The sequence below is a fragment of the Thermohalobacter berrensis genome (genome assembly GCF_003609645.1).
Classification (GTDB): Bacteria; Bacillota; Clostridia; order Tissierellales; family Thermohalobacteraceae; genus Thermohalobacter; species Thermohalobacter berrensis.
Map to the genome: position 1 here is coordinate 1 of NZ_MCIB01000036.1, position 23,872 is coordinate 23,872.

29 protein-coding genes are annotated in these 23,872 nt (G+C 30.3%); 27 read left to right on the plus strand and 2 right to left on the minus strand.

All coding sequences use genetic code 11. The features are described 5' to 3' along the window. The 17 genes from BET03_RS10740 to BET03_RS10820 form a co-directional block, all read left to right on the plus strand. Window positions 1–1,131 (plus strand): CdaR family protein (locus BET03_RS10740; protein ID WP_147417156.1); only part of this gene is annotated, 1,131 nt, incomplete at its 5' end. Window position 1,132: 1 nt separating this feature from the next. Further along, window positions 1,133–2,854 (plus strand): sigma-54 interaction domain-containing protein, encoded by a 1,722-nt coding sequence (locus BET03_RS10745; protein ID WP_120170189.1) that lies wholly within the window; start codon window positions 1,133–1,135, stop codon window positions 2,852–2,854. Between the two features lie 230 nt (window positions 2,855–3,084). Further along, a complete protein-coding gene (gene buk, locus BET03_RS10750) occupies window positions 3,085–4,176 on the plus strand; it encodes a butyrate kinase (protein WP_120170191.1) in 1,092 nt (363 codons plus the stop codon). After that, on the plus strand, window positions 4,169–5,074 hold the full coding sequence (gene ptb, locus BET03_RS10755; protein ID WP_120170193.1) for a phosphate butyryltransferase: 906 nt from the start codon (window positions 4,169–4,171) through the stop codon (window positions 5,072–5,074). The genes buk (BET03_RS10750) and ptb overlap by 8 nt, the downstream gene beginning before the upstream one ends. An 18-nt stretch (window positions 5,075–5,092) precedes the next feature. Then, window positions 5,093–6,169 (plus strand): butyrate kinase, encoded by a 1,077-nt coding sequence (buk, locus tag BET03_RS10760; RefSeq protein ID WP_120170195.1) that lies wholly within the window; start codon window positions 5,093–5,095, stop codon window positions 6,167–6,169. Window positions 6,170–6,213: 44 nt separating this feature from the next. After that, window positions 6,214–6,888: a nucleotide-binding protein gene (locus tag BET03_RS10765; RefSeq protein ID WP_120170197.1), complete on the plus strand. Its 675-nt coding sequence runs from the start codon at window positions 6,214–6,216 to the stop codon at window positions 6,886–6,888. A gap of 106 nt (window positions 6,889–6,994) precedes the next feature. Then, entirely contained in the window at window positions 6,995–7,225 is a 231-nt protein-coding gene (locus tag BET03_RS10770; protein ID WP_120170198.1) for a 4Fe-4S binding protein, read from the plus strand. Window positions 7,226–7,246: 21 nt separating this feature from the next. Next, complete coding sequence (locus BET03_RS10775) at window positions 7,247–8,308, plus strand: 3-methyl-2-oxobutanoate dehydrogenase subunit VorB (RefSeq protein ID WP_120170200.1); 1,062 nt, start codon at window positions 7,247–7,249, stop codon at window positions 8,306–8,308. Further along, window positions 8,308–9,057, plus strand: a complete 750-nt coding sequence (locus BET03_RS10780; RefSeq protein WP_120170202.1) for a thiamine pyrophosphate-dependent enzyme — start codon at window positions 8,308–8,310, stop codon at window positions 9,055–9,057. Before BET03_RS10775 ends, BET03_RS10780 begins: the two co-directional genes overlap by 1 nt. Window position 9,058: 1 nt before the next feature. Further along, complete coding sequence (locus BET03_RS10785; protein WP_120170204.1) at window positions 9,059–9,598, plus strand: 2-oxoacid:acceptor oxidoreductase family protein; 540 nt, start codon at window positions 9,059–9,061, stop codon at window positions 9,596–9,598. Window positions 9,599–9,940: 342 nt separating this feature from the next. After that, window positions 9,941–10,822 carry a YitT family protein gene (locus BET03_RS10790; protein ID WP_120170206.1) on the plus strand — a complete coding sequence of 294 codons (882 nt, stop codon included), beginning with the start codon at window positions 9,941–9,943 and terminating at the stop codon, window positions 10,820–10,822. A 127-nt stretch (window positions 10,823–10,949) separates the two neighbouring features. After that, entirely contained in the window at window positions 10,950–11,192 is a 243-nt protein-coding gene (locus BET03_RS10795) for a hypothetical protein (protein WP_120170208.1), read from the plus strand. A gap of 1 nt (window position 11,193) precedes the next feature. After that, window positions 11,194–11,700, plus strand: a complete 507-nt coding sequence (def, locus tag BET03_RS10800) for a peptide deformylase (RefSeq protein WP_120170210.1) — start codon at window positions 11,194–11,196, stop codon at window positions 11,698–11,700. Between the two features lie 17 nt (window positions 11,701–11,717). Continuing rightward, on the plus strand, window positions 11,718–12,167 hold the full coding sequence (locus BET03_RS10805; protein ID WP_120170212.1) for an NUDIX hydrolase: 450 nt from the start codon (window positions 11,718–11,720) through the stop codon (window positions 12,165–12,167). Window positions 12,168–12,181: 14 nt separating this feature from the next. Then, window positions 12,182–12,832, plus strand: coding sequence for an alpha/beta fold hydrolase (locus tag BET03_RS10810; protein ID WP_120170214.1), 651 nt, complete (start codon window positions 12,182–12,184; stop codon window positions 12,830–12,832). Window positions 12,833–12,857: 25 nt separating this feature from the next. After that, the gene (locus tag BET03_RS10815) at window positions 12,858–13,886 is read left to right on the plus strand and encodes a S66 family peptidase (protein WP_120170216.1); all 1,029 of its coding nucleotides are present in this window, start codon (window positions 12,858–12,860) and stop codon (window positions 13,884–13,886) included. Between the two features lie 102 nt (window positions 13,887–13,988). Next, window positions 13,989–14,297, plus strand: a complete 309-nt coding sequence (locus BET03_RS10820) for a hypothetical protein (protein ID WP_120170218.1) — start codon at window positions 13,989–13,991, stop codon at window positions 14,295–14,297. 119 nt (window positions 14,298–14,416) lie between these two features. Here the strand turns inward: BET03_RS10820 and BET03_RS10825 are convergent, their stop codons facing one another. Continuing rightward, window positions 14,417–14,719 carry an AzlD domain-containing protein gene (locus BET03_RS10825; protein ID WP_120170220.1) on the minus strand — a complete coding sequence of 101 codons (303 nt, stop codon included), beginning with the start codon at window positions 14,717–14,719 and terminating at the stop codon, window positions 14,417–14,419. After that, complete coding sequence (locus BET03_RS10830) at window positions 14,712–15,434, minus strand: AzlC family ABC transporter permease (protein WP_120170222.1); 723 nt, start codon at window positions 15,432–15,434, stop codon at window positions 14,712–14,714. The genes BET03_RS10825 and BET03_RS10830 overlap by 8 nt, the downstream gene beginning before the upstream one ends. Window positions 15,435–15,556: 122 nt before the next feature. On the opposite strand from BET03_RS10830, the gene BET03_RS10835 reads away from it, so the two are divergent. The 10 genes from BET03_RS10835 (at window position 15,557) to glmM (ending at window position 23,734) form a co-directional block, all read left to right on the plus strand. Beyond that, a complete protein-coding gene (locus tag BET03_RS10835) occupies window positions 15,557–16,108 on the plus strand; it encodes a helix-turn-helix domain-containing protein (protein WP_120170224.1) in 552 nt (183 codons plus the stop codon). Window positions 16,109–16,172: 64 nt separating this feature from the next. Then, entirely contained in the window at window positions 16,173–17,012 is an 840-nt protein-coding gene (locus BET03_RS10840; protein WP_120170226.1) for a metallophosphoesterase, read from the plus strand. A gap of 22 nt (window positions 17,013–17,034) precedes the next feature. After that, a complete protein-coding gene (locus BET03_RS10845; RefSeq protein ID WP_120170228.1) occupies window positions 17,035–17,664 on the plus strand; it encodes an HAD-IA family hydrolase in 630 nt (209 codons plus the stop codon). Between the two features lie 126 nt (window positions 17,665–17,790). Next, window positions 17,791–18,096, plus strand: a complete 306-nt coding sequence (locus BET03_RS10850) for a hypothetical protein (RefSeq protein WP_120170230.1) — start codon at window positions 17,791–17,793, stop codon at window positions 18,094–18,096. 65 nt (window positions 18,097–18,161) lie between these two features. Then, complete coding sequence (locus tag BET03_RS10855) at window positions 18,162–19,316, plus strand: GNAT family N-acetyltransferase (protein WP_120170232.1); 1,155 nt, start codon at window positions 18,162–18,164, stop codon at window positions 19,314–19,316. A 148-nt stretch (window positions 19,317–19,464) separates the two neighbouring features. Beyond that, the gene (locus BET03_RS10860; RefSeq protein ID WP_120170234.1) at window positions 19,465–20,016 is read left to right on the plus strand and encodes a GrpB family protein; all 552 of its coding nucleotides are present in this window, start codon (window positions 19,465–19,467) and stop codon (window positions 20,014–20,016) included. Beyond that, window positions 20,016–20,909: an MBL fold metallo-hydrolase gene (locus BET03_RS10865; protein ID WP_120170236.1), complete on the plus strand. Its 894-nt coding sequence runs from the start codon at window positions 20,016–20,018 to the stop codon at window positions 20,907–20,909. The genes BET03_RS10860 and BET03_RS10865 overlap by 1 nt, the downstream gene beginning before the upstream one ends. 43 nt (window positions 20,910–20,952) lie before the next feature. Then, a complete protein-coding gene (gene tsaA / locus BET03_RS10870) occupies window positions 20,953–21,441 on the plus strand; it encodes a tRNA (N6-threonylcarbamoyladenosine(37)-N6)-methyltransferase TrmO (protein WP_120170238.1) in 489 nt (162 codons plus the stop codon). Between the two features lie 17 nt (window positions 21,442–21,458). Beyond that, window positions 21,459–22,172, plus strand: a complete 714-nt coding sequence (locus BET03_RS10875) for a DNA alkylation repair protein (protein ID WP_120170240.1) — start codon at window positions 21,459–21,461, stop codon at window positions 22,170–22,172. 215 nt (window positions 22,173–22,387) lie between these two features. Next, the gene (glmM, locus tag BET03_RS10880) at window positions 22,388–23,734 is read left to right on the plus strand and encodes a phosphoglucosamine mutase (protein WP_120170242.1); all 1,347 of its coding nucleotides are present in this window, start codon (window positions 22,388–22,390) and stop codon (window positions 23,732–23,734) included. The last annotated feature ends 138 nt before the right edge of the window (window positions 23,735–23,872 follow it).

The following is a 23,872-nucleotide window of genomic DNA, read 5'->3' on the forward strand; positions in this document are numbered from 1 at the left end:
GTAGAACTTATAAACCTAAGTGCAGTTAAACAGGAAGGACTTATACTCATGGAACCTAAAGAAGTAAAAGTTTCTGTAAAAATATCTGGTAGAAGAAATGATATAATGGAAATAACAAAAGATAATGTTATTGCAAAGGCAGATTTAAGGGGATACTCAGAAGGGAAAAATAAAGTACCAATTGAGGTAATGTTGTCTAACAACAAAATTCAAATAGTAGATTTTTCTCCTAAACAAGTTTTGTTTAAATTTGATAGTATAGTAAAAAAACAAAAACCTATAATAGTTAATAAGATTGGAGAGGTAGCTAATGGATATACATTAGGGAATACTGTATTAAAGCCATCTAGTATATATATAGAAGGACCTAGAAGTTTGGTAAATTCCGTAGAAAAAGTTATAGCTGAAGTAAACTTAAAAAATGCAACAGATGATATACAGCTAACTGTACCTTTAAAAGTAGTAGATGATAGAGGTAAAGAAATAACTCAAGTAGAAATTAGCCCTAATATTGTAGATGTAAATATTCCTGTATTGCGTATAAAAAATGTTTTAGTAAAACCACAAATTGTTGGAGAACCTTTTGAAGGATATAAAATAACTAGTACATTCGTTGAGCCTTCTATAGTCAAAATAAAAGGAAACAAAAAAATAATTCAAGATCTGATTTCTTTAAATACTGCACAAATAGATGTTAGTTATCTAAAGGAGAGTATTAAAAAGGAAGTACCATTAATAGTGCCCAAAGAGGTAGAAGTAGTAGGGGAAACAATTAATCCTGTTATAACAGTTAATATAGAAAAAGTTGAAAGTAAAACCTTTGAATATAATAGGGAGGATTTAAAGTTAATAAATCTTAATCCAGAATTAAGTGTAGATAAAACTAAGTTTCCTGAAAAAATAAATGTAACTATTAAAGCTATAGAAAGTATTATTAATGAAATATCTAAAAATGATATAACACCTTATGTAGATTTATCGAATCTAGAGGAAGGAAATTATAATGTAATAATAGAGGTAGATTCACCAGAATCTATAGAAGTAGTAAAAACTGAACCAGAACGTGTAGATATAACATTAAATAACACTAAAAGGGAAGAGGGTTATACAGAAAATAGTGAGGAGGAATAAATTGAGGAAAGAATTAGAAGTAATATTAAACTCTACTCATGATGGTATGATTGCAGTAAATAAGGATGGTATAATCACTCTTTTTAACAAAGCTGCTGAAAAATTAACTGGTATTAATATGGATTATGCTTTAGGAAAGCCCGTAAAAGAAGTAATTCAAAATACGAGACTTCCCTATATACTTAAAACTGGAGATTTAGAATTAAATAGACAACAGGACTTAGGAAATATAAAGATAATTACAAATAGAATGCCAGTTAAAGATGAAAAGGGTCAAATAATAGGTGCGGTGGCTGTATTTAGGGATATAACAGAAATACTTGATTTAGCGGCGGAAATAACAAATCTAAAAGAGATTCAAAGTATGTTAGAAGGGGTTTTTAACTCTACCCAAGATGCCATATCTGTTGTAGATAAAAAAGGAATAAATGTTATGATAAATCCAGCTTATACAGAATTAACTGGATTAAGCGAAGAAGATATAATAGGTCAGCCAGCTACTGCTGATATAGCTGAAGGTGAAAGTATTCACATGAAAGTTTTAAAAACTAAAAAGCCTGTAAAAAACGCTAGACTTAAGGTAGGTCCAAATAAAAGAGAAGTTTTAGCAACAGCTGCTCCCATAATGGTTGATGGAGAACTTAGAGGAAGTGTTGGGGTTCTTCATGATGTATCAGAAATCATAAAGCTAAATAAAGAATTAAAAGAAGCTAAAAAGCTTATTAGGAAATTAGAAGCTAAATATACTTTTGATGATATAGTAGGAAATAATGAATTAATTGATCTAGCCATAGAAAAAGCTAAGAAAGCAGCTACTACACCAGCTACTGTGATTTTAAGGGGAGAAAGTGGAACAGGAAAAGAGTTATTTGCCCATGCTATACACAATGAAAGTGACAGAAAATTTAATCAGTTTGTTAGGGTTAATTGTGCAGCTATAAGTGAATCATTATTAGAGAGTGAACTTTTTGGATATGAAGAAGGGGCTTTTACTGGAGCTAAAAAAGGAGGAAAGAAAGGCTTATTTGAACAGGCAAATAGAGGAACTATTTTCTTAGACGAAATAGGTGAAATAAGTTTAAGTACTCAAGCTAAGCTCTTAAGAGTACTTCAAGAGAAGGAGATAGTTAGAGTAGGAGGTACTAAACCTATAAGTATAGATGTGAGGATAATTGCAGCAACTAATATTGACCTTGAAAAAGCTGTTAAAGAGGGTAAATTTAGAGAGGATTTATACTATAGATTAAATGTCTTTCCAATATATATTCCTGCTTTAAGATATAGAAAAGATGATATTTATCCTCTTGTATTACATTTTATTAAGAAGTTTAATCAAGAATATGGAAGAAGTATAACTGAAATATCAGAAGGTGCATTAAGAATATTAAAAAAACATGATTGGCCAGGCAATGTTAGAGAGCTTGAAAATGTCATAGGAAGAGCAATAATAAATATGAAGCATAATGAAACAGTCATAGAAGAAGAATATATACCTAAGATATACCACTACAGTGAAAAAAGCATTGATTTAAAAGATGATTTAGAAATAAATTTTGAAAGTAAAAACATGAGTTTAAAAGATGTAATAAAAAATACTGAAAGACAGTTTATAAAAAATACTCTAAAAAGATTTGGATTTAATAAGACTAAAGCAGCAAAGGCTTTAGGAATCTCAATAAGAAGTCTATACTATAAAATTGATAAATATGGTATTGAAGAATGACGTGCAAAAAGTTGCACATATGCAAAGAATTGCATGATTTTGCATGCAAAAAATTGCAAGAAAACAAAAGGATGCAGAAGTATGTCGAGGAAACTCAGATTTGTGTACTTGGAAATATTACGGTATAATAGATGTGGAGTGGATAAAAATTTTTTTGCTAGGGAATAATAAAGTTGGCATATTAATTGCATATTAATATATAATGGAAACTAAAGATTGGGGGAGAGAAAATGAATAGAGAAAATATACTTGTGATAAATCCAGGTTCGACTTCAACAAAAGTAGCTATTTATAAAAATGGGGAAAAGGTTATCCTAAAAAAGATTGAACATAGTGCAGAAGAGTTAGAAAAGTTTGATAAAGTAGCAGACCAATATGACTATAGACTTAAATTAATCTTAGATTGGTTAAAAGAAGAAGGAATTAGTACATCATCATTAAGGGCAGTAGTTGGAAGAGGTGGACTTTTACGTCCAATGCCAGGTGGAACTTATTTAGTAACTGACAAAATGATTGAAGATTTAAAAATTGGTTACCAAGGAGAACATGCTTCAAATTTAGGTGGAATATTAGCAAAAGGAATTGCTGATAAAGAAGGAATAAAGGCATTTATAGTTGACCCAGTTGCAGTTGATGAGTTTGATGATATAGCAAGGATATCAGGCATGCCAGAGATTAAGAGAAGATCGTTGTTACATGCATTAAATATAAAAGCAGTTTCTCACAGATTGGCAGAAGAAATGGACAAGTCTTTAGAAGATTTAAACTTAATTGTAGCCCATTTAGGAGGGGGAATATCAGTAGCTCCTGTTAAGAAAGGAAAAATAGTAGATGTAAACAATGCTAATGAAATGGGTCCATTCTCACCTGAAAGAACAGGTGGATTACCAGTAGGAGATTTAGCTAAAATGTGTTTTTCAGGTAAGTATACTTACAAGGAAATTAAGACAAAACTAAGAGGTAAAGGTGGTCTAGTAGGATATCTTGGAACTAATGATGCAAGAGAAGTAGAAGGTATGATTGAAAATGGAAATGAAAAGGCAAAATTAGTATTTGAGGCTATGGGATATCAAATAGGTAAAGAAATTGGAGCAATGGCTACAGTATTATGTGGAGAGGTAGATAAAATAATTCTAACTGGAGGATTAGCTCATTCTAAACGTTTAACTGATTTTATTACACATATGGTAAAACACATAGCCGAAGTAAAAATTTATCCAGGGGAAGATGAAATGGAAGCTCTTAATGAGGGAGCTCTAAGAGTAATAAATGGTCAAGAAAAAGAAAAAATATACGAAGAAGAGGTGAAATTAGATGATTAGAGGCTTTAAAGATGTTCTTAATTTAGCAAAGAAAAAAGGTCCAAAAACTATCTCTGTTGCAATGGCAAATGATAAAGAAGTTTTATTAGCAGTAAATGAAGCAAAAAAATTAGGAATTGCAGATGCAATACTTGTAGGTGACAAGGATGAAATAGTAAATCTAGCAAAAGAGATAGATATGGATATTGACCAATTTGAAATAGTAGATGAAAAGGACTTAAAAGAAGGTTCTAGAAAAGCAGTTCAGTTAGTGAGTGAAGGTAAAGCCCATATGGTAATGAAAGGCCTAGTTGATACTTCCATTATTTTAAAGGCAGTTCTTGATGAGGAAATAGGATTAAGAACAGGTAAATTGTTGAGCCATGTGGCTGTATTTGATTTAGAAACTTATGAAAAGATTTTACTTGTTACTGATGCTGCAATGAATATTGCTCCAAATCTTGAACAAAAGAAACAAATTATAGAAAACGCTGTTTATGTAGCTCATTCTTTAGATATTGAAGAGCCAAAGGTTGCGGTAGTAGGTGCAAAAGAAAAAGTTAATCCAAAGATGCCAGCAACTGTAGATGCACAAAAGCTTGAAGAAATGAATAAAAAAGGTGAAATCAAAGGTTGCATGGTAGGAGGACCTTTTGCTCTTGATAATGCAATTTCTAAAGAAGCTGCAAAACATAAGGGAATTGAACATCCTGTTGCTGGAGATGCAGATATAATATTAGTACCATATATAGAAGCAGGAAACATATTCTATAAGTCATTAGTTTTCTTAGCTAAAGCTGAAAATGCAGGTGTAATAGTAGGTGCAAAAGCTCCTGTAATTCTAACTTCAAGGGCTGATAGTGATAAAGCTAAATTAAATTCAATAGCATTAGGTGTACTTATGGCTTCAAACAAATAATCAAGGGAGGAATAAAGGATGACTGACGTATACAGAATACTTACAATCAACCCAGGTTCAACATCAACTAAGATAGCTATATTTGATAATGAAAAGCCGGTTTTAGAAGAAACTATAAGACACTCAACAGAGGAAATATCAAAATATGAAAAAATTTATGATCAATACGAGTTTAGGAAAAACGTTATTTTGGAAACTCTAAATGATAAGGGAATTAATCTTACAAAATTAAATGCAGTAGTAGGTAGAGGTGGATTATTAAAGCCTATTCCTGGTGGAACATATAGTGTAAATGAAAAAATGATAGAAGACTTAAAAGTTGGAGTATTAGGAGAACATGCTTCAAATCTTGGAGGAATTATAGCTAATGAAATCGCTTCACAACTTAATATACCTGCTTTTATAGTAGACCCTGTTGTTGTTGATGAAATGGATGATATAGCAAGAATATCAGGAATGCCAGAGTTAGAAAGAAAAAGTATATTCCATGCTCTAAATCAGAAAGCAGTAGCTAGAAGAGCTGCAAAAGAACTTGGAAAAGCTTATGAAGATGTAAATCTAATTGTGGCTCATCTTGGTGGAGGAGTTTCAGTAGGTGCTCATAAAAATGGTAGAGTTGTTGATGTAAACAATGCTCTTGATGGTGAAGGACCATTCTCCCCAGAAAGAAGTGGAGGATTACCAGTAGGAGATTTAGCAAAAATGTGCTTCTCTGGTGAGTATACATTAAAAGATATCAAGAAAAAGATTAAAGGTAATGGTGGACTTGTAGCATATTTAGGAACTAATGATGGTAGAGAAGTTGTAAAAATGATAGAAAATGGAGATGAAAAAGCAGAACTTATATATAAGGCAATGGCATATCAAGTTTCAAAAGAAATTGGTAGTCTATCTGCTGTATTAAAAGGAAAAGTTGATGGAATAATATTAACTGGAGGAATTGCTTACGACAAAATGTTTACTGGCTGGGTAAAAGAAAGAGTTGAGTTTATAGCACCTATAATGATTTATCCAGGGGAAGATGAAATGATAGCATTAGCAGAAGGTGGACTAAGAGTTCTAAGAGGAGAAGAAAAAGCAAAAGAATACAAGTAGAATTAATTGACAACAATATTTGTCAATTATAAAGGGTGATATTTATGTTAAATGATAATAGAATAAGGATTATTACTGGTCACTATGGTAGTGGAAAAACTGAGTTTTCAGTTAATTATGCTGTTAAGTTGGCTGAACAGGGCAAGAAAGTTGCAATAGCTGACTTAGATGTTGTTAATCCTTATTTTAGAACAAGAGAAAAAATAGATTTTCTTACAGAGAAAGGAATCAAAGTATTAGGTAGTTCTATAAAAGGTTTAGCAGCTGATGTGCCAGCTGTTTCACCTGAAATATTAGCACCAATTCAGGATAAAAGCTATCAATTAATTTTAGATGTTGGTGGAGATCCAATTGGAGCTAAAGCCCTTGGAAGATACCATAACTATTTTATAGAAGACGAATATGATATGTTCTTTGTACTGAATGCCAATAGACCAGAAACTCAAACACCTGAAAAGGCTATACAATATCTTAAGGAAATTGAAACTGCTTCAAGGGCTAGAGTAACAGGTTTGATTAATAACACCCACCTGTTAAAAAGTACTACAGTTGATGAAGTCCTTAAAGGACAGAAGCTGGTAAAAGAGGTTTCAGAGAGATTAAATATACCAATAAAATATGTAGCCGCAATAGAAAGTGTAGCAAGGGAACTACCAAAGGACATAGAAGGAGAAATACTTCCAATAAAAATGTATATGAGAGAAGAGTGGATGATGTAAATAAATATTAACTTTAATAGTTGATATTTATTAAATAAAAGAAAATTACAAACCTAAAGTAAATAACTAAAAATTTTAGATTGTATTTAGAGGGAGGGTTGTAAATATGGCTAAGGCTAAAGGAAAAGTTATTTTTAAAGAAGATTTATGTAAAGGTTGTGAGTTATGTACAACAGCATGTCCAGTAAATATTGTAGTAATGGATAAGGATAGAATCAATATAAAAGGTTATCATCCAGCTACAGTAAAAGAAATGGACAAATGTATAGGTTGTGGAAACTGTGCAACAATTTGTCCAGATGTAGTTATTGAAGTAGAAAGAAAAATTGAAAAATAAATTTCTAAGGAGGGAAGATAAATGGGTAAAATCTTAATGAAAGGTAACGAAGCTATTGGTGCTGCAGCTATTAAAGCTGGTTGTAAATATTTCTTTGGTTATCCAATCACACCACAAAATGAGCTTCCTGAATATATGTCAAGGGAGTTACCAAAAGTTGGAGGAGTTTTCCTACAAGCTGAATCAGAAGTTGCTGCTATTAACATGGTATATGGTGCAGCAGGAGCTGGTGCAAGAGTAATGACTTCTTCATCAAGTCCTGGTATAGCATTAAAACAAGAGGGTATTTCATATATAGCAGGTGCAGAATTACCATGTGTAATTGTAAATATAGTTAGAGGAGGTCCAGGTCTAGGAGGTATCCAACCTGCACAGTCTGACTACTATCAAGCAACAAGAGGTGGAGGAAATGGAGACTATAGACACGTAGTTTATGCTCCAGCAACTCTACAAGAAACTGTTGATTTAGTAATGGAAGCATTTGATGTTGCTGATATGTATAGAATTCCAGTTATGGTAATTGGAGATGGAATGATAGGTCAGATGATGGAGCCAGTAGAATTTAAAGAGCCTAAGAAGAGAGAATTACCTCCAAAGGATTGGGCAACTGATGGAACAAAAGGTGAAAGAGAGCCAAATATCATAAACTCACTATTTATAGATCCTCAAGAACTAGAAGATCATGTATGGAAGTTAGAAAAGAAACATGAGCTAATTAAGCAAAATGAAACAAGATATGAAGAATATAACTTAGAAGATGCTGAGGTAGTAGTTGTTGCTTATGGTACTACTTCAAGAGTAGTTAAAAATGCTATAGCTAAATGTGAAGAAGAAGGAATTAAGGTAGGTCTTATCAGACCAATTACTTTATGGCCATTCCCAGAAGAAGCATTTGATAAGATAAACGAAAATGCTAAGGGAGTTCTAACAGTTGAAATGAGTACAGGTCAGATGATAGATGACGTTAAGATAGCTGTAAAAGGAAAGCATCCTGTATACTTCCATGGAAGAACAGGTGGTATGGTTCCTGATCCAAGAGATATCGTAGCAGAAATTAAGAAAATCGCAGGAGGTGAAAAGTAATGTCAACTAAGGTTTTTGAAAGAACTAAAGGGTTAACTAAAAAACCTTTCCACTATTGCCCAGGATGTACTCATGGTATTATCCATAGATTAGTAGGAGAGGTTTTAGAGGAGCTTGGAGTATTAGGTAAAGCAATTGGTGTTGCACCAGTTGGATGTTCAGTATTTGCTTATGATTACTTCAATTGTGATATGCATGAAGCTGCACACGGTAGAGCTCCTGCGGTAGCTACTGGTATAAAAAGAGTTCATCCTGATAGTGTTGTATTTACTTATCAGGGAGATGGAGATTTAGCTTCGATAGGTACTGCAGAAATTGTACATGCCGCTCATCGTGGAGAAAAAATAACTACAATATTCGTTAATAATGCTATATATGGTATGACTGGTGGACAGATGGCTCCTACAACTCTAATAGGACAAAAAGCTACTACTGCTCCACTAGGAAGAGATGAAGCTCATACAGGTAAACCGTTAAAAGTATCAGAAATGCTTTCAACTATAGATGGTGCTAAGTTTGTAGAAAGAGTATCAGTTCATAATGCTGCTAATATAAGAAAAGCTAAAAAAGCGATTAAGAAGGCTTTTGAGGTTCAATTAGCAGGAGAAGGATTCGGAATAGTAGAGGTATTATCTACTTGTCCTACAAACTGGGGTATGACTCCAACAGAATCACTTAAGTGGTTAGAAGAAAATATGATACCATACTATCCACTAGGAAACTTCAGAACACCTGAGGAGGTGAAGTAAAGTGGAAGAAAGAGTAGTAATGGCAGGATTCGGTGGTCAAGGTGTTATGTCAATGGGACAGCTATTAACATATGCTGGTATGATAGAAAATAAAAACGTTTCATGGCTTCCATCATATGGACCAGAAATGCGTGGAGGTACTGCAAACTGTAATGTTATAGTTTCAGATACTCCAGTTGGTTCACCTATAGTTACTGAAGCTACAGGGGCTATAGTTATGAATAGACCTTCATTAGATAAGTTTGAAAGTGAAATAGTTCAAGGTGGAAACCTATTAATAAATAGCTCTCTTATAGATAGAAAAGCTGAGAGAGAAGATATAAATGTTTATTATATACCTGCTAATGATATAGCAGTTGAGCTTGGAAACGGTAAAGTTGCAAATATGGTTATGTTAGGTGCATACTTAGAGTTAACAAAAGCTGTTAAAGTTGAATCAGTTGTAGAAGCATTAAAGAAGGTTTTCGGTGAGAGAAAAGCTCATTTAATTCCACTTAACGAAAAGGCTTTACAAAGAGGAGCTGAAATGGTTAAGAAGTAATCTTAACACATTTAGGCAAGGGAATTTTATCCCTTGCCTTTTTTACATAGAATAGTATATTTGTCATAGTACTAAAATACTAGATAAAGCAGTAGTAAAAATATAGAGTTCCACTAGCCAAAGGGAGCTTTGTTGGATTTTTTTTATGCAAAAAGCTATCTTTAGGAAATTAAAGGATAAGAAAAGATTAGACAGAAAATAATAGCCTGAATGTTATATATATAATACATTAAAGTTTTTAGTAATTTTTAAGATAAAAACCATTTTACAATACAACAACTAAGTTAGTATAATGGGGGTGAAATAAAAAAGGGGCACCCCATAAGAAAAGAGGTTTTTAAGTTGCAGATTGTCAAAAAATTAAATACTAGTTCTTCAAGTTTTGGTGAGTATAGTAGTAAAATTGCATTGATTTTTTTAGGTAATCTACTATGCTCAGTAGCTTTTAATGGTTTTTTCATACCAAACCACATGATTAGTGGTGGAGTAAGTGGCATAGCCATGATGATTCATTACTTAACACAACTTCCAATCGGTCTAGTAGTCTTTGTAATAAATTTACCCATATTTATAGTTGGAGCTAAAACAATAGACAAAAAATTTGCTACATTTAGTTTTATTTCAATGTTAGCTCTTTCCTTTCTTCTAGAAATAACAAGGGGGATAGACCAGTATATACAGTTAAACGATATATTACTAGCAGCAATATTTGGTGGAATATTAAATGGATTAGGCTTGGGGTTAATGTTTAGAAATAGGGCTTCACAAGGTGGATTAGACATAATTGCAGCAATATTTAAGAAAAAGTATAATGTAAATGTTGGAACAGGATTATTAGGATTTAATACATTAGTTATTGGGGTTTCATCAACCTTATTTGGATTAGTACCAGCTATGTATACACTTATAGCATTATATATGGCATATAAGATACTAGATAGGGTTCAAGCAGGATTGGATACTAAAAAAAATGTAATAATTGTATCAGATAAATATGATGAACTTGGAGAGGTAATACTAAAGAAATTAAAAAGAGGAGTAACCTTCCTACAAGGAGAAGGTGGATATAGTAAAAACAATAAAAAGGTAATATATTGCATAGTAACTTCAAGTCAAGTTAGTAAATTAAAGGAAATAGTTGATGAAATAGATCCATCAGCTTTTATGACAATTAATGATATAGAAGAGGTTAAGGGAAGAGGATTTAAAAGTGTGGGCATCTAGGGCAAGCTGGCGACTTGCCCTTTTTTATTGTATAATAAAGTATAACAAAGCGAGCTTTGCTCGTTTTTTTATTATACCATAAAAATTGATAATTTTCAAAAAATTCAGCAAGAGGAGTTGAATATTAATGAATAAAAGGGGAACAGGGGCAGTATTTTGTCTGATTTCAGCAATACTTTATAGTACTAGATATATTAGTGCAGCTATATTTGGGTCAGGTATAAGTACTTGGAATGAGAGATTGTTTAATGCAATGCTTAAGTATGTAGGAAATTCATTAAAAGTATTTAGTATATTAGCTTTAATTATTGGATTAGTTTATTTAATATGGGGAGAATATGAAGAATTGAACAAGAATCAGGAGGGTTAGTATGGCTATAAAAGATGTTTTAATGATAGGAAATCCTGAATTAAGAAAAAAATCAACAAGAATACAGGATTTTAATAATCAATTAGAAATTATAATACAAGACCTTAAAGATACTTTAACCTTTCTTCAGAAAACTAAAAAAATAGGTAGAGCATTAGCAGCTCCCCAGATAGGTTATAAAAAGAGGGTAATATATTATAAACTTACAAATAGGGAAATAATTATGGTTAATCCTGAAATTATAGAGAAGAGTAAGGAAATGTTTGAAGTTTGGGACAGCTGTTTTAGTTTTGATGTTGCTTTTTTTGTAAAAATTAAAAGACATAAAAAAATTAAGGTTAGATATCAAGATGAAAAAGGAAATGAAAAAATTGAAGAATTTAGTGATGATTTGTCAGAATTATTTCAGCATGAAATCGACCATCTCTATGGAATATTAGCAACTGACCACCTAGAAAATAATAAAAATATAATAATGAGAAGTGAATGGGAAAAGAGTAATACTTAAAATTAAAGGGGGTGTTAATGATTATTAATAATAAGTTTATAGTTAATGTTGAAGCTGCCATTTATCATAAGGATAAATGGCTTATTATTAAGAGGAGTGAGTTAGAGGAACATGCTCCTGGTACATATTCATTAATTGGTGGAAAAGTAGAGGTTATAGATAAATATGAAAATATTTTAGAGGAGAATTTAAAGAGGGAGATTTTAGAAGAAGTAGGGATTGAAGTATATAATGATATTAAATATGTTCAGAGTAGGTATTTTAAGATAAAAGATGGTACACAAGTAATAGATGTAATTTTTTTATGCAAATATAAAAAAGGAGAACCTCAACCTATAGACAAAGGTGAAGTTTCATCAGTACATTGGATGAAATTATGTGATATATTAGAAAATAATAAATCCCCTTTTTATTTAAAAGAAAGTCTAATAGAAGCAAATAAAGTAAAAGAAGGTTTGAGAACTTAATTAGGGGGTAGTGAATGAAGAAGAAAGTAGTCTTAATACACGGGTATAATAAAAGTAGTAAAGACATGTTACCTTTAAAGAAAAATATGGAGAGATTAGGTTATGAGTGCATATTAGTAGATTTACCATTAAGGTTTAAAGAAGTTGATTATTGCACATCTGTTTTTGAAAAGAAAATAAAAGGCTTACTTAGAAATCTTAATAGTAATGAAAAAATTTCAATTATTGGGCATAGTACAGGAGGCTTAATAATAAGGTATTATTTATCTAAAACAAAATATATAGATAAAATAGGTAGATGTGTGTTAATAGCAACACCTAATAAGGGAAGTCAATTAGCAGATATAGCCTCAAGATTTTCTAAAGTTTTTATAAATATTTTAAAAACATTAAAATCCCTAACAACTGAAGAAATAAAAAAACTAGGTATAAAGGAAGTAAAAAATGTTGAAATAGGCGCAATTGCAGGTAATAACAATAACTTACTATTAGGTAAATTATTGAAGGAAGAGAATGATGGTAGAGTTAGAGTAAGTTCAGTTAAATATAAAGGGCTAAAAGATTTTATTATTCTTCCCTATGGACATAAAGAGATTCATCATAAATTTAAAACTGCAAAATTAGTTGATAGCTTCATAAGAAATGGTAAGTTTTATGGGGATTAGTTTACATTAAAAGGAGAGATAATTTATGATAAGATACCCTGAACCTTTAAAGGTTGGAGATACTATTGGAATAACAGCCCCATCTTCTGGGGTTACAGGTGTTATATCCTATAGACTTGATAATGCTATAAAACAGTTACAAGAATTGGGTTATAAAATAGTTGAAACTGATTCTGTTCGTAGACAAAATAAGCTAACTAGTGCACCACCTAATATAAGAGCTAAAGAATTTACCTCACTATATTTAGATAGGGATGTAAAAGCTATAATTCCTCCTTGGGGCGGGGAATTTTTAATGAGTATGCTTTCATACTTAGATTTTCAAAAACTAAAGGAAGCAGAACCCAAATGGATACTGGGTTTTTCAGATACTAGCACCTTACTATTTACACTTACCTTAAATCTTAATATAGCTACAGCCCATGGTCCTAATGCACTTGATTTTGGAGGTACCCCTATTCATTACTCAGTTTTAGATTCGTTGAAAATTTTAAGTTTAGAAAATGGACAAAATTTCCAACAAAGGAGTATGGATAAATATCAAAAAGAATGGTTAGAGGTAACAAAAAATACCTTCCCACCATATAATTTAACGGAAAAGGTTGAATGGAAGGTATTAGGAAATGAAAAGGAAATAAAAATGGGAGGAAGGTTTATAGGAGGAAACTTAGATGTAATATGTAAATTAATAGGAACTCCATTTGCACCTGTTAGAAAATTTATTGATAAATATAAATCTGATGGTTTTATATGGTATTTCGAAAGTTGTGAAATGAACTCTACAGATATTTATAGAACATTATGGCAAATGAAACAAAATGGATGGTTTGAAGGATGTAATGGTTTTTTATTTGGAAGACCAGAAGGATATAGTGATGTTGCCGATTTTACACTGGTAGATGCTTTAAAATATTCTTTATCTGACTTAGATATTCCTGTAGTTTATGATGTAGATATCGGACATATGCCACCACAGTTAACACTAATTAACGGTGCCTACGGAGAAGTTGCGGTTAAAAATGGAGAAGGGTTAGTAAAACAAACATTAAAATAATAATCACTAATTGTAATAAAAGCTACAAAAACCATTAAGTAATTTGATTTTAAATAGATAGGTTACTCTAGAAGATTAATTATACCATAGAGGTGAAAAAGTATGGCATCTCATAAAAACAAAAATAAGCTTAAAAATGAATTAAAAGAATTAAAGGAATGGCAGGATAATCAATTTAATCCTGGACATTATATAGGAACAGGAAGGGTACCTAATCCTATAAAAAAATTAAGTAAATTTCCTATATTTCTAATAGTGTTATGTATATTTATATTAATTACACCACTATTATATATCTTAAAGTTAAAGAAATTTTCAGCTAGTAGTTTAATTTTACTAATATTTGGTGCCATTTTAGTCTATGGAGGTATAAAGAGAATTATAAACAAAAAATCTAATAAAAGTGCCTAACATATATAGTTAAAGGCACTTTTATTTTTTGTAGGCGAAAATAATTATTTAGTTATAAAGGAGTTTTGTGTCCTATAGAGAAATTATTAGTAAGCTTTTATTTTTCAATAAAGTATAAATTATAAAAACATTTGCCAAAACAAGACTCCAAAGATACCACTTATTATTACTAAAAGTAAATTAGCATTTAAAAAAGCTAAAATTATAGCAATCAATCCACCAAATACTGCTGATTTTACATTACCGGTAGAAAATAAGATTTCAGGAAAAATAAGTGCACTTAAAACTGTGTAAGGTATAAAGCTTAAAAATCTTTTTAAAAAAGGTGGAGGCTCAGTTGAAGAAAGTAGTGCCATAGGAATAACTCTGGGTATATAAGTAACTATTGCCATTCCAATTACTAATAAAAACAAACTATTCAACACTTTCAACCTCCTTTTCTTCAGGGAAAATAAGTACTCCAATAGCTGAAGCTAGAACTGTTGTTATAATAATTTTCCATCCCTTAGGAATTGAAGTTAAAACTGATGGTCCCCAATATAAAAGAGAGCTAATCCCTGCTGATAATAAAGAAATTATTACTATGGAACGAGATTTTTTAAAACTAGGAACTAATAGACCAATAAACATTACATAAAGAGAAATTCCCATGCTAGTTTGTAATATTTCAGGAAGACTTTTACCTAGAAAAGTTCCTAATGCAGTACCAGAAACCCAAGCTATATAGGCGATAGTATTTATTCCAAATATAAAACCAGAACTTAGCTTTTCACTAGGACTTAAGGATATAAAAGAAAAAGTTTCATCTGTTATTCCAAAGGCTAACACAGGCATCCATTTTTGTGAAACAGTACCTTTAATACGCTGAGAGATAGAAGCAGTCATAAGGAAATGTCTTAAGTTTACAATGAATGTAGTTACAACTATCTGCAAATAACCTGTACCTAATGCTAAGAGATTTATTGCAACAAATTGACTGGCACCTGCAAATACAAGGGCAGACATCATAATACTAATATAATTAGGAACTCCTTGAGATTTTGCTATTAGACCAAAAGTAATGGCAATTGGTACATATCCAAGGGCTATTGGTAATCCCCTTTTCATTCCGGAAATAAAACTATTGGTGAATTTCATTGATTTACCCCCTTTTAACCTGTATAATATAACGTATAATAATATAATATAACGCATTTATTTTATTATATATTATTAACCTATATCTTACAAGAAGGAATTTAATAGGGAGGATAATTTTAATGGACAATTTTAATTTAAAAATTGGAAAAAAACTGAATCATTTAAGGAAAAAGAAGGGATATAGCTTAAGTGAGCTTGAAGAAATTTCGGGAATTAGTAAATCAATGTTAGGCCAAATAGAGAGGGGAGAATCAAATCCAACAATTAAGACATTGTGGAAAATAGCTAAAAGTCTTAATGTTAATTTTTCTTTTTTTATAGATGAGGATACTTCTACAATAGGTAAAATAACTCCTGAAAGTATAGTACCAATTAAAGAAAAAGAAAATATGTATAGAGTATATCCTTTAGTTCCATTTAATAAAGATAAGGGTTTCGAAATATACATGATAGAAATTGAACCTGGCTACTCATATAAAACAGGGCCACATAACATAGGAGTTGAGGAGTATGCTATAGTTTCTGAAGGAATATTAGAAGTGACAGTAGATGACGAAAAAATTACAGCCAAAGAAGGAGAAATTATTTACTTTAAAGCAGATAAAACCCATATTTATTGCAACAAATCTAATTGTATGTTAAAGGCATATGTTTTAATATATTATAGCTAATAGTAAAATTTTTCATATAAACAGTGTAGCTTTAAATTAGGGTTATAGGTAGGTGTAAGTGTGAGTGTATAAGCTTGTTATATTAGTCATTATAATTACTCTTTTTTATTTTTTGTACTATCAAAATAATAGTTTAGTTATAAGTAAATTACAAATAAATTCAAGGGATATACCCAATAGTTTTAACAAATGTAAAATAGTACATTTATCCGATTTGCATAACAAAAGGTTTGGTAATAATCAGAAAAAATTAGTAAAAGCTATAAAAGAGATAAACCCTGATTTTATAGTTTTTACAGGGGATTCAGTAGATAGCAGATTATATAATGAAAAACCAGCATTAACTTTATTAAGTCAAATTTTAGAAATCGCTCCAGTATATTATGTTACAGGTAACCATGAATGGAAGTCAGGAAGATACTATACATTAAAGGAAAAAATAAAAGAACTTGGTGTTAAAATTTTAGATAATAAATTCTCTAAGCTTCAAAAGGGAAATGATTATATATATATTATGGGAATAAGTGATCCTCAAAGATATTCTAAGAAAACAAGATATCAATTATTTAAAAATAAACTTATAAACATCACTAATAAAATTGATGAAGATAAGTATAAAATATTATTATGTCATAGACCTGAACTTTTACCACTATATACTTCTCAAAATATAAATTTAGTTTTTACAGGTCATGCACATGGTGGACAAATAAGATTACCTATAATAGGTGGAGTTTTTGTTCCTAATCAAGGTTTTTTTCCAAAGTATACTTCTGGTATTTATAATGAAGACAAGACTAAAATGGTTGTAAGTAGAGGGCTAGGAAATAGTAGTATTGCGCCACAAAGGCTATTTAATAGGCCAGAGATAATTGTATTAATACTAAATAAACATAATAATTAAGGAAATTAGAAAGGAGAATATTATGTTTAAATATATTATTTGGGATTTTGATGGAACATTATATAATACCTATCCTGGATTAGCAAGAAGCTATTTAGCAGTATTAAAAGATAAATATGGTTTAGACTTTGAATATAAAAAAGTTTTTAACTGGTGTAAAGAATCCCTTAGTACTTGTGCAAAAAATCTAGCTAAAGAATTGAATATTGACAAAGATGAACTAAGAAGTAATTTTACTAAGTATTATAAAGAGAAAGGTGCACCAGTTGAGGAACCACCCTTTCATGGTGCAAGGGAAATCTGTAAGAAGATAATAGATAATGGTAGGGCAAATTTAATATTAACCCATAGAGACTATGATACATTAATTAGGTTGTTAGAAAAATATAATATGAGAGGTTATTTTATTGAACTAGTAACAAGTACTGACAATTTTCCTAGAAAGCCAGATCCAAGTTCATTAAATTATTTATTAGAAAAATATAAAGTTTCAAAAGATGAAGCTTTACTAGTTGGTGATAGGGATTTAGATATACAAGCTGCTAGAAATGCAGGTATCAAATCCTGTTATTTTGATCCTAATGGTAATAAACATCCAAATTCAGATTATCAAATTAAAAGTTTGTTTGAATTGGAAAAAATAATATTTTAAACTAGAAAAACGAGAAGGAGATAATAAAATAGGATTTTTATGGTGTGATTTTGGGTTTAATAGAGATGGATTAAAAAAACAAGATATATTTATGAAGAAAGAATTATAAAACTAAGGAGGAAAACTATGTCTGAAAAGCAAATAAAACATATTAAATATTTACTATTGGGTATTTTTATTTCTTTAGTAATAATTGCATTAAAGCCTGTGCCTAATATACAAATTCCAAGACAAAACGTAAATATTCCATCAAATTCTTTTATAAATTTAGGAAATAATAAGATAGGTATTGTAGAAACCAATGATAACTCTGGAAACTATGGTAAAATTCTAATTTTTCAATTTGATAATAAAAATAATACTTTTAAATTAGTAGGGGAATTTAATTATTCAGATTATTATAGAAATCCTCAAAAATATGGGCTAGATTAATGACTAATAGTTAGATAAAAATATTAAAAGCAGCATGAATACTATAATGAAGGGGGAATAACTTTATGGACTTTGAAATAGAGCAACTAACAGACAAGGATTATGAAGATGCAATTGATTTTATAAACATGGTTTTTAGTATGCATTATCATCCAATTAATTTTCCAGAGCTATTACCTACATATTATCAGCCAACTGATGAACATATGAGATGTCATTATGTTGTAAAACAAGATGGAAAGATACGTGCTTTAGTAGGAGTTTATCCAGGAAAGTTAAAGATTGGAGATGACTCTTTAAAAATAGCAAGAATAGGTGCAGTATCAACCCATCCTAATACTAGAGATAGAGGTTTAATGCAATCACTTATGAATTATTCCATGGATTGTATTAAAAGTGAAGAATATGATTTAGCCTATTTAGGTGGCTTAAGACATAGATATTCATATTTTGGATTTGAAAAATGTGGTTATAAGCTTATTTTTAAAATAAATAAACATAATTTAAAACATACTGATATAGAGAATAAGGGTTTTAAAATTAAAGAAATAAGTGAAGATTATAAAGAATTAATGGAAGAATTAAAATCTTTTCATGATAAACGCCCGATACATTTTGAAAGGTCTAAAGAAGACTTCTTTAAAATCTGTAAAAATTGGAATCATAAGCTTTATGTTGGTCTGAAAAAGGGAAAGCCTGTAGGATATTTAGTTGCTAATCAAGATGAAAATCATATACACGAAATAGTTGCTGAAACAGAAGATATTACAATAGAGCTAATACATAAATTTACTTTAGAAAATATTAATTACTCAATATCTGTTGACATAAATCCAATAGACTATTCCCTTGCAAATCGATTAGGAAACTTATGTGAAGAAGTAGAGATTAAGAATGTAAATAACTGGTGTATTATTAATTGGGAGAGTGTTTTAAATAGCTTGTTAAAAGTAAAGAGTCAATATGTACCATTAATTGATGGAGAGATAATAATATCTATAGAAGATTATGGAAACATCAAAATAAATGTTAAAGATAATAATGTTAACTGTGAAAAAACAAAAGAAGAGGCTGACTTTAGATTAGATACTAAAACTCTAATGCGTATGTTTTTTGGACCAATTAAGCCATCACTAGTAAATAAAGTACCAAAAAAGGCACAAGTTCTGGAAAGTTGGTGTCCTTTACCACTGTACATAAGTATGCAAGATTTTGCTTAATATCATAAACCAGTAGGTAAATCCTACTGGTTTATTTTTAATCTCTTTATATTGTTGTAGTTAAAGGTATAATTTTTGAATGTGCAGTAATCCAGTGTTATAATTTAGTTACAATAATCAAAAACAGGAAAAATGAAGGGTGGGATATATGAATAATAGTGTGAGGAAAGTAGAGGTTGTATCCTATAATTCAGATTGGGAAAATAAGTTTAAAGAAGAGGCTAAAGAGATAGAGAAGGTTTTAAGGGATATTTTAATTAATATTTATCATATTGGAAGCACAGCAATTCCTAATATAAAAGCAAAGCCAGTAATAGATATTTTAGTTGAAGTTGAGGATATTGATAAGGTCGATAAATATAATCAGGGAATGGAAAAGTTAGGTTATGAACCGATGGGGGAATATGGTATACCAAAAAGGCGTTTTTTTATTAAGGGAGGAAATAATAGAACACATCATGTACATATATTTCAAAGGGGAAATGAAGAAATTGAAAGACATATTAATTTTAAGGAATATATGATAGCCCATCCTAATGAAGCAGAAAAATACTCAAAATTAAAAGAAGAATTAAGTAAAAAGTACAAGTATGATATTGAAAGCTATGTAGAAGGAAAAAGCAAATTTATTAGAGAAATTGATAAGAAGGCTAAACTTTGGAAAGAAAAAGAATTAATAAAAAATAGAGGTGAAGATTAATGAAACTAAAAGAATTAACTGAAAAGGTATCCTATATTAAAAATCCAGTTAATATTGGAGTAATTAAGTCCAATAATGGAGTGATTCTAATAGATACTGGTCTAGATGATGATACTGGTAAGAAAATACTTAAAGTATTAGATAAAGCAGGAATGAATCCTGTTGCAATAATTAATACACACTCACATGCTGACCATTGTGGTGGTAATTCCTATATAAAAAAGAATAAAGGGGTTAAAGTATATGCACCGGAGGTTGAAGCTGAGATAATTGGTAATCCATATTTTGAACCTTTTTTTCTTTTTTCAGGAGCTGACCCTATTAAAGATTTAAAAAATAAGTTTTTAATGGCAAAACCAACAAAGGTTGATGAGATTATTGATAGAGAAAAAGAAATATTGACTGTTGATGGGGTAGAATTAAGGATTGCTTCACTTCCAGGACATTTTATTAATCAGATAGGAATTTTAGTTGATGATGTATTATTTTGTGCAGATTCAGTATTTTCTGAAAAGATTTTAAACAAGCATAAAATACCTTTCCATGTGGATATAAATAAACAGAAAGAAACACTTGAGAAGTTAAAGAAGATAAAATGCAAATATTACATACCTGCCCATGGAGAATTAACAGATGATATAACCAATTTAGTTGATGTAAATATGAAGGCAATAAATAGTATAGAAGAGACATTATTGAAACTTCTATCTTCTAAAAAAACTACAGATGAGTTGTTAAATGGTATATTCAACTACTTAAGACTTAAGCTAAAGACATCTCAACAATATTACCTTATGAGAACATCTATTATGGCATATTTAAGTCATTTGTATAATCATAAAAAAATTGAAATGAAAATTGAAAATAATATAGTATATTGGAAAAGAGCTTAAAAATAATAAAGCTTGCATATTTTCTAAGGGGAGTGTAAGTTATATGAATGAATTAGTTTATAAACCAATAGGCATTATTAGATCACCTTTTACAGAACCTAAAGGGACTCCTATACAACCTAGTGGCGCTATAGATATAGAAGGAAAAATAGAAGTTTTTCCAGAATATAAAGAAGGGTTAAAGGATATAGAAGGCTTTTCTCATATTATATTGTTGTATCATTTCCATTTGGTTAAAAAGTCAACTTTATTGGCTAAACCATTTATGGATGATAAAAAGCATGGTATCTTTGCAATAAGGGGTCCAAGCAGACCTAATCCCATAGGTCTTTCTATAGTTAGATTAGAAAAAGTTGAAGAAAATACACTTTACATAAAAGATGTAGATATTATTGATGGGACTCCACTTTTAGATATAAAGCCCTATGTACCAAAATTTGATATAAAAGAGGTTAAGAAAATAGGATGGTTAGAAAAAAACGTACATAAGGTTACTTCTATGAAAGATGATGGAAGATTTGTTAATGAGTAAAAGTTAGAGGTGAAATTATGGACTATATAAAAGCAATTAAAGAAGAATTAAGCCAATATATTGAACCTGAAAAGGCTGAGTATTTACCAAAGTTTTTTAAGGCATATCCTGGTGGATATGGAGAAGGAGATAAATTTATAGGTGTTAGAGTACCAAATCAAAGAAAGATAGCAAGAAAGTATTATAAAAAAATTTCATTAAAGGAAGTAGAAATGCTTTTACAAGAATCTATACACGAATATCGCTTTACTGCACTTATTATTCTAGTGAATAAATTTCAAAAGATAAAAAAAGAAGAAGAAAAAAAGGAAATTGTAGATTTATATCTAAACAATATTTTATATGTAAATAACTGGGACTTAGTTGATACCTCTGCAGATAAAATCTTAGGTGCTTATTTGTTTGATAAGGATAAAAGTCTATTATATGACCTAGCACAATCTGATAACCTTTGGAAACAGAGGATAGCTATAATTTCAACATTTTATTTTATAAAAAACCATCAATTTGAAGATACTTTAAAATTAGCTAAGGTACTACTTAATCATGAACATGACCTAATACATAAGGCTGTAGGTTGGATGCTTAGAGAAATTGGAAAAAGGGATTTTAATGTAGAATTTAATTTTCTAAAGGAGCATTATAATAAAATGCCTAGGACAATGTTAAGGTATGCAATAGAAAAATTTGAACCTGAGTTAAGAAAAAAGTTCCTTAAGGGCTTAATATAAAATAATATATAGACTAAAAATTGAAATAAAGGGACACTAAACTAATAACAATATACGAATATATATAATAGAGTAAATATATGAATATATATATAGGTATTTAAAAATGGCACTATTACTTAACAAAAAGAGTTAAATGATTATATTTCCAGAAGATTGTGGACAAGCACAAAATATGGTATCATAAAGTAGAATATTATATGGGAGGTATATTGATGGGGAAATTGTTTGGAACTGATGGAGTAAGAGGAATTGCAAACAGTGAATTAACTGCTGAACTAGCTTTTAAACTAGGTAGGGCAGGAGCATATGTACTAGCTAAGGATAAGAAAGATGCAAAAATTGTTGTAGGAAAGGATACTAGAATATCTGGAGATATGTTAGAAGCTGCCCTTATTGCAGGAATATGTTCAATAGGAGTTGATGTTTTAGTAGTTGGAGTTGTTCCAACACCAGCAGTAGCCTACCTTACAAGGGCATATAATGCTGATGCTGGAGTTGTAATTTCTGCATCCCACAATCCTGTAGAATATAATGGTATTAAATTCTTTAATTCTAAGGGTTATAAACTAAATGATGACCTAGAAAAAGAAATAGAGGATATTATACTAGAAAATAAAGAAATAGATTTTAATCCTACAGGAAAGGATGTAGGTAAAAGGATTGAAGTTAAAGATGCCGTTAAAAACTATGTAAACTTTTTAAAAGATACTATTGATGTGGATTTTAAAGGCTTAAAAGTGGCATTAGATACAGGAAATGGAGCAGCATATGAAGCAGCACCAATCATATTCAAAGAACTAGGTGCAGAGGTTGAAATAATAAATAATTGTCCAAATGGTACAAATATAAATGTTGAATGTGGTTCGACATATCCTGAAAAGGCTCAAGAATTAGTATTAGAAACAGGTGCAGATATAGGATTGTCCTTTGATGGAGATGCAGATAGATTAATAGCTGTTGATGAAAGAGGAAATGTTGTTGATGGCGACCATATTATGGCAGTATGTGGTACAGAGTTAAAGAAGAAGGGTAAATTAAAAGGTAATAAAGTGGTTGCTACTGTAATGAGTAATATGGGATTAGATATATGCCTTAAAGAACATGATATAGATATTGTAAAAACAAAAGTTGGAGATAGATATGTGTTAGAAGAGATGAAGGATAGTGGATACATTTTAGGAGGAGAACAATCAGGCCACATAATATTTTTAGAGCATAATACAACAGGTGATGGACTTTTAACTGCATTACAATTGACAGCAGTGTTAAAAGAAAGTGGTAAAAAACTTTCTGAATTAGCAAGTATTATGACTCAACTTCCACAAGTATTAGTAAATGCTAAGGTTGATAATAGCAAGAAGAAAAAATATTTAGAAGATGATATAATAAAAGAGGAGATACAGAAACTTGAAAAGAAATTTGAAGGGGAAGGTAGAGTATTTATAAGACCTTCGGGAACAGAGCCTCTTGTACGTGTAATGATAGAAGGTAAAGATAAAGAAGAAATAAAAGAATTAGCTCAAAATTTAGCAAAGCTTATAGAAGAAAGATTACAGTAATACAATTAACAATGTACAATTGACAATTTTAACTTATTGTCAATTGTTGATTATAAATCATAAATTTTATGGAGGTGGTGCTTATAAGAAAATGGGGAGACAACTAAATAACAACTGAATATAGCAAATTAAAGCGCC

Coding starts and splice junctions, on each gene's coding strand:
- buk (WP_120170191.1), top strand. CDS start 3,085: ATGAATAGAGAAAATATACTTGTGATAAATCCAGGTTCGACTTCAACA.
- ptb (WP_120170193.1), top strand. CDS start 4,169: ATGATTAGAGGCTTTAAAGATGTTCTTAATTTAGCAAAGAAAAAAGGT.
- buk (WP_120170195.1), top strand. CDS start 5,093: ATGACTGACGTATACAGAATACTTACAATCAACCCAGGTTCAACATCA.
- BET03_RS10765 (WP_120170197.1), top strand. CDS start 6,214: ATGTTAAATGATAATAGAATAAGGATTATTACTGGTCACTATGGTAGT.
- BET03_RS10770 (WP_120170198.1), top strand. CDS start 6,995: ATGGCTAAGGCTAAAGGAAAAGTTATTTTTAAAGAAGATTTATGTAAA.
- BET03_RS10775 (WP_120170200.1), top strand. CDS start 7,247: ATGGGTAAAATCTTAATGAAAGGTAACGAAGCTATTGGTGCTGCAGCT.
- BET03_RS10780 (WP_120170202.1), top strand. CDS start 8,308: ATGTCAACTAAGGTTTTTGAAAGAACTAAAGGGTTAACTAAAAAACCT.
- BET03_RS10795 (WP_120170208.1), top strand. CDS start 10,950: ATGAATAAAAGGGGAACAGGGGCAGTATTTTGTCTGATTTCAGCAATA.
- def (WP_120170210.1), top strand. CDS start 11,194: ATGGCTATAAAAGATGTTTTAATGATAGGAAATCCTGAATTAAGAAAA.
- BET03_RS10805 (WP_120170212.1), top strand. CDS start 11,718: ATGATTATTAATAATAAGTTTATAGTTAATGTTGAAGCTGCCATTTAT.
- BET03_RS10810 (WP_120170214.1), top strand. CDS start 12,182: ATGAAGAAGAAAGTAGTCTTAATACACGGGTATAATAAAAGTAGTAAA.
- BET03_RS10815 (WP_120170216.1), top strand. CDS start 12,858: ATGATAAGATACCCTGAACCTTTAAAGGTTGGAGATACTATTGGAATA.
- BET03_RS10820 (WP_120170218.1), top strand. CDS start 13,989: ATGGCATCTCATAAAAACAAAAATAAGCTTAAAAATGAATTAAAAGAA.
- BET03_RS10830 (WP_120170222.1), bottom strand. CDS start 15,434: ATGAAATTCACCAATAGTTTTATTTCCGGAATGAAAAGGGGATTACCA.
- BET03_RS10835 (WP_120170224.1), top strand. CDS start 15,557: ATGGACAATTTTAATTTAAAAATTGGAAAAAAACTGAATCATTTAAGG.
- BET03_RS10845 (WP_120170228.1), top strand. CDS start 17,035: ATGTTTAAATATATTATTTGGGATTTTGATGGAACATTATATAATACC.
- BET03_RS10850 (WP_120170230.1), top strand. CDS start 17,791: ATGTCTGAAAAGCAAATAAAACATATTAAATATTTACTATTGGGTATT.
- BET03_RS10855 (WP_120170232.1), top strand. CDS start 18,162: ATGGACTTTGAAATAGAGCAACTAACAGACAAGGATTATGAAGATGCA.
- BET03_RS10860 (WP_120170234.1), top strand. CDS start 19,465: ATGAATAATAGTGTGAGGAAAGTAGAGGTTGTATCCTATAATTCAGAT.
- BET03_RS10865 (WP_120170236.1), top strand. CDS start 20,016: ATGAAACTAAAAGAATTAACTGAAAAGGTATCCTATATTAAAAATCCA.
- tsaA (WP_120170238.1), top strand. CDS start 20,953: ATGAATGAATTAGTTTATAAACCAATAGGCATTATTAGATCACCTTTT.
- BET03_RS10875 (WP_120170240.1), top strand. CDS start 21,459: ATGGACTATATAAAAGCAATTAAAGAAGAATTAAGCCAATATATTGAA.
- glmM (WP_120170242.1), top strand. CDS start 22,388: ATGGGGAAATTGTTTGGAACTGATGGAGTAAGAGGAATTGCAAACAGT.